This is a genomic window from Bradyrhizobium sp. Leo170, assembly GCF_004296405.1.
GTDB lineage: Bacteria > Pseudomonadota > Alphaproteobacteria > Rhizobiales > Xanthobacteraceae > Bradyrhizobium.
On record NZ_PSRR01000566.1, the window covers coordinates 1 to 3,032 of the forward strand.

Annotated in this window: 4 protein-coding genes; all 4 read left to right on the forward strand. The window is 64.9% G+C overall.

Annotated features, from left to right (window positions below):
• A partial coding sequence (locus tag CWO89_RS42455) for a peptidylprolyl isomerase (protein ID WP_130584158.1) occupies positions 1–854 on the forward strand: 854 nt, incomplete at its 5' end.
• Positions 855–1,042: 188 nt separating this feature from the next.
• Positions 1,043–1,627 (forward strand): YbjN domain-containing protein, encoded by a 585-nt coding sequence (locus CWO89_RS42460; RefSeq protein WP_130584159.1) that lies wholly within the window; start codon positions 1,043–1,045, stop codon positions 1,625–1,627.
• A gap of 18 nt (positions 1,628–1,645) precedes the next feature.
• Positions 1,646–2,104 carry a hypothetical protein gene (locus tag CWO89_RS42465; RefSeq protein ID WP_130584160.1) on the forward strand — a complete coding sequence of 153 codons (459 nt, stop codon included), beginning with the start codon at positions 1,646–1,648 and terminating at the stop codon, positions 2,102–2,104.
• A 232-nt stretch (positions 2,105–2,336) separates the two neighbouring features.
• Positions 2,337–2,981 carry a lytic transglycosylase domain-containing protein gene (locus tag CWO89_RS42470; protein ID WP_130584161.1) on the forward strand — a complete coding sequence of 215 codons (645 nt, stop codon included), beginning with the start codon at positions 2,337–2,339 and terminating at the stop codon, positions 2,979–2,981.
• Positions 2,982–3,032 lie beyond the last annotated feature (51 nt).

Sequence of the window (3,032 nt, forward strand, 5' to 3'; positions counted from 1 at the left end):
CGTCGGGCAACGAGCCGGTGGCGCGCGTTGGCGGACGTGACGTCTCCTCGTCGGAAATCCGCGCCTTCCTGGCCGCCGTCGGGCCCGATCAGCGCGCCGCGCTCGCCCGCGATCCCGCGCTTCTCAACCAGACGCTCCGCGCGATGTTTGCAAGGCAGCTCGTCCTCAAGGAAGCCACGGACAAGAAGTGGCAGGACCAACCGGCCGTCGTCGCTCAACTCGCCAAGCTGCGCGAGGAGGCCATCTTCGAGACCTACCTGCAGTCGGCGTCGGTGCCGCCGGAAAATTATCCGGATGAGGCGGAAATCCAGAAGACCTATGACGCCAACAAGGGCGCGCTGATCATGCCGCGCCGCTTTCATCTCGCCCAGATCTATGTCGCGCTGGCGGAAGGATCGGACGCCGCGGCCGAAGAGAAGGCCAAGGCGAAGCTCGCGGACATTCAGGCCAAGCTGAAGCAGCCGAAGGCGGATTTCGCCCAGGTCGCCAAGGACACTACCGACCAGCGCGAGCAGGCTGACAAGGGCGGCGATCTCGGCTGGCTGCCTGAACCGCAGCTCGTTCCCGAGATCAAGAGCCGCGTGATGGGAATGGCCGTCAATACCGTGAGCGAGCCGATCAAGCTTGCCGACGGATATCACATCGTCAAGCTGATCGAGACCAAGCCGTCCGAAACCATGCCGCTTGCCGACGTGCGGGACACCCTGGTCCAGCGCCTGCGGGCACAGCGTGCCGAGCTCAATCGCCGCGCCTATCTTGCGCGCGCGCTGGAGCAGAATCCGCCCGCGATCAACGAAATCGCACTGTCCCGCATCGCCAGCGAGCTGACGCAGTCGGCCGGCGCTGCCCGCTAGAGCATGATCCGGAAAAGTGGCTACCGGTTTTCCGAAAGGATCATGCTCAAACAAAAAAGATGGAGCGTGATGATGATTCGAAGAAAAATCATCGCGTTCCAGCGTTTGTTGTATCCCGTTTCGTTGCTTCAGCCGATCCGAAATAGCTGTTGCAAATCCAATCACGTTATTGGACAGAGGAGATTAACATGTCCATGAGCACTAGCGTCGCGCAAGCACCCGCAGATTTGTCCAACGCCGGGATGCAGTCCTTTGTCACGCTCGAGGAGCTGCGCGCGGCGCTCCAAACCGCCGGCTATCGCGCCGAGCTCGTGACCGACGGCAATATTTCTCTGTTGCGGTCGGCGAGCAACGGCCTCGGCTTCGACGTCCGCCCGGGCAATGCGTTTCCCGGCAAGCCTGATCATTTCGCGGATGTCGCCTTCGTTGCGGTCCTGACTGTGCAGGGATCGATGCCGCTCGATCTCGTGAACAAGTGGAATCGCATGCACAGGTTCTGCCGGCTGTTCGTGGACAAGCCGCAGGGCACCGATGAATTTCTGGTGCTGACGCTCGATCTCTCCATCGCCGGCGCGGTCTCGCCGAACAATGTCCGCACCCAGCTCCAGATCTGGGACAGTTTGATCCAGCAGCTCATCCCCTGGTTGCGCGAGGAGCTCGGCAGGTTGGCCTCGAGCCTCGAATCGGCCAAGGAAACACCCAAGCAAGCGTCCAAGGAAGCATCCAACGCGGACGCGAACCTGGCGCCGCCGCGGCCGGCCCTCAATAGCTGATCGGACAGCACTGTAGCGATGGCGTCGAAATCCCCGATCAACGGGAATCCCGGCAGGCTGCGGCGTCTGCTGCACTCGTTCGGCCTCGTGGCGCTCGGCCTTTCCGCCGGGCGCGCGCCGGCTGCGGCGCAAAGCACAGACTTCAAGGCCGCATCCGAGGCGCCCGCCGCCTGGCGCGAGTATGCGTCCCGGCTGCAGGGTGCCTTTCAGCATCAGATCGAGGGCGACGGCGACATGTCGCAGTGGCTTGTGACTTTCGCGGCGGGGCGCGAGAAGGACAACAAGCCGCTGACATTCGTGGTGAGCGCCTCGATCCTGCCGGACGGCAGGATGGACCGCATCGCATTCGACAGCAGCATGGATCCGGAGCTCGGCGGCCGGTTGCGTCCGCTGCTCGCCGCCGCCAATGCCGGCACGCCGCCGCCCGACATGCTTCAGCCGCTGCGTCTTCGCCTGCGGCTTAGAACTCCAGAGTGAGCGAGGCGGGGGCGTGCGGGGGCATCGGCAGAGCGGGCTGTTACGCGGGTGGTTGCTTGCATTGGCGACCGGTCTCGGCCTTGTGCTGACAAGTGCTCTCGCGCTCGCCGATACATCCCCCGCGGTGGCGGAGGAATCTCCCGCTACTGAGGCGGCCCCCGCTGCTGACGCGGCAAGTGAGCCTCAAGAGGAAGCCGCGCCTGCCAAGGAAGCTGCGCCTGCCGAAGCACCGATGGCCATCGAGCGGCGATGGCGCGAGAATGCCAAGGTCGGGTTGCCCCCGATGCGAGGGGGCGCGAGCTCGACCTCGAGCGCGCAGCCTCGCTCCCGCTATCGCGACCTGATCGAGAAGCAGACCGCCGGCACAGGCCTTGCGCCCGAGATCGCGGAAGCGGTGATGGGCGTGGAGAGCGGTTACAATGCGGGCGCGATCGGCGGCGTCGGTGAAATCGGATTGATGCAGGTGCTGCCCTCGACCGCGCGGATGCTTGGCTTCACCGGCACCAATGCCGAACTCGCCGTTCCCGAGACCAACATCCGCTATGGGGTGACCTACCTCGCCCAGGCATGGCGGCTGGCCCGCGGCGATCTCTGCACGGCTGTGATGAAATACCGCGCCGGCCATGGCGAGACGCGCTTCTCCCATCTGTCGGTGAGCTATTGCCTCGCGGTGCGCTCGCGGCTGATGGCGCGCGGCTTCCAGGTTACCGGCACCGTTCCCGTCGCCACCTTCGGCGATCCGGCCCGTGGCGGCGGTGGTGGCGGCGGCGGATGCAAGCGCAGATGCATGGCTGGCCTGGGCGGCGCGAATGTCGATTACAACAAGCTGAACGCCCGCCTGAGCGCGCTCGTGATCCAGGTGCGCGGCGGAAAATAAGCGCGAGGATGCGAAGCGATTGACGACTCCTCTCCCTCTCCCCGTTCTTAC

Bases quoted from the DNA above. Each gene is read 5' to 3' on its own strand.
- CWO89_RS42460 (WP_130584159.1), top strand. From the start codon at position 1,043: ATGTCCATGAGCACTAGCGTCGCGCAAGCACCCGCAGATTTGTCCAAC.
- CWO89_RS42470 (WP_130584161.1), top strand. From the start codon at position 2,337: ATGGCCATCGAGCGGCGATGGCGCGAGAATGCCAAGGTCGGGTTGCCC.
- CWO89_RS42465 (WP_130584160.1), top strand. From the start codon at position 1,646: ATGGCGTCGAAATCCCCGATCAACGGGAATCCCGGCAGGCTGCGGCGT.